Source organism: Comamonas sp. B-9, from assembly GCF_000410635.1.
GTDB lineage: Bacteria > Pseudomonadota > Gammaproteobacteria > Burkholderiales > Burkholderiaceae_C > Comamonas.
Map to the genome: position 1 here is coordinate 1 of NZ_APCR01000172.1, position 1,383 is coordinate 1,383.

Annotated in this window: 3 protein-coding genes; all 3 read right to left on the reverse strand. The window is 67.1% G+C overall.

Annotated features, from left to right (window positions below):
• Positions 1 to 791 (reverse strand): SWIM zinc finger family protein (locus H928_RS0101475; protein ID WP_027010410.1); only part of this gene is annotated, 791 nt, incomplete at its 3' end.
• A gap of 127 nt (positions 792 to 918) precedes the next feature.
• Entirely contained in the window at positions 919 to 1,206 is a 288-nt protein-coding gene (locus H928_RS0101480) for a DUF3325 domain-containing protein (protein WP_021024897.1), read from the reverse strand.
• On the reverse strand, positions 1,203 to 1,383 hold a 181-nt coding region (locus H928_RS31985; RefSeq protein WP_027010411.1), incomplete at its 5' end, for a hypothetical protein. The genes H928_RS31985 and H928_RS0101480, both read right to left, overlap by 4 nt.

A 1,383-nucleotide genomic window follows, 5' to 3' on the forward strand; every position in this document is an offset into this window, starting at 1 on the left:
GCCTGGCCCCGCGCCAGCACCTCGGCCTTGTCCAGGGGCCAGCCCAGCGCGGCCATCACATCGGCACGGGTCTCGGCGCCGAGCGCATCGCGGCGTGCCACCGCATCGGCCAGCAACTGCCAGTGGCCCAGCTGCACCAGCAGGTCACGCGACCATTGCGGGTGGCTGTCCACCAGCTCCCAGGCCTCCTTGATGCGGGCGGCCATGCCGCTGGCCTGCGCATCGACCATGCGCGCGGCCATGGTGTTCCAGTGCTGGCGCGCCTGCTGGTCGCCCGAGAGGTTGGCCAGGCCGTTGCGCAGCATGTCCTGCATCCACAGTTGCAGCTCCTGCATGCCGGCAGCCACCTTGTCCCAGCGCTTGTCGTCGCGCTTGGCCTGCTGCTTGGCCAGCACCTCGGGATCGGGCGGAGGGGCTGCTGCAATGGCAGCGGCCTTGGCTTCTTTTTTCTCGGCTTTTTCAGCGCGGCTGTCCAGCCAGGCGCTGACCCAGGCGGGCGGCTCGGCGCTCTCGCCCACCTGGCCGGCTGCGCGCAGCAGCATCAGCGCCAGGCCATGTTTGCAGGGGAATTTGCGGCTCGGGCAGGAGCACTTGAACGACGGCCCGCTCAGATCGACCTGGGTCTGGTAGGGCTTGGAGCCGCTGCCCTGGCATTCGCCCCAGGCTGCCGTTGCGTTGCAGCCCAGGCTGGGCCATTTGCTGGGGTTCTTCAACCCTTGTGCCGCCTTGGTGGAAGAGGCATCTGGTGACAGCGCCACCACCTCGGCTTCGGTTGCTAAGACACGTGACAAACCGCCTCCCCTTCCGTTCAATCTGTTAGTAATCCGCTTTATAGATTTATTGCTAGCGGCATCGCACGATTGTAGGCAGGGTGCAAGACGAAATGATGCAAGACGGGCCTCCGACCCGCCTGGCGTCTCACTTTTTTACAGATTTGCGGCGTTCCCAGGCCACCATCGTGAGGATGACGATGGCGGCACTGAGCGAGATATGGCCGCACCAGGTCACCAGGCCCAGCGACCAGCCCTTGAGCGCCACGGCAATCGCCAGCGAGGTCAGCAGCGCCAGCCAGCCGGCCATGCGCAGGCCCCGGGTTTGGCCAGGCGCTAGCTCACGGCCAAACAGGTCGAGCTGGTGGCGGTCCATGGCCAGCGCCAGCAGTGCAAACGCGGGCAACGACACCAGCTGAATGGCAAGGTGGTTCATGGCCGGGCCTCCTGCAGATCGGTGGCGATGGCAGCGGTGGCTGCCACCGCGCTGGCGGCCACAGCGTTGGCTGCCACAGCATTCGCTGCCACCGTATTGACGGCCACCGCATTGGCGGCCACCGCGCCCGTATCAGCAGCGCGCGCGGCAGGAGGCTGGCGCGGTGCCGCCGGCCGT

Excerpts from the sequence above, each read along its gene's own strand:
- H928_RS0101480 (WP_021024897.1), bottom strand. The coding sequence starts at position 1,206 with ATGAACCACCTTGCCATTCAGCTGGTGTCGTTGCCCGCGTTTGCACTG.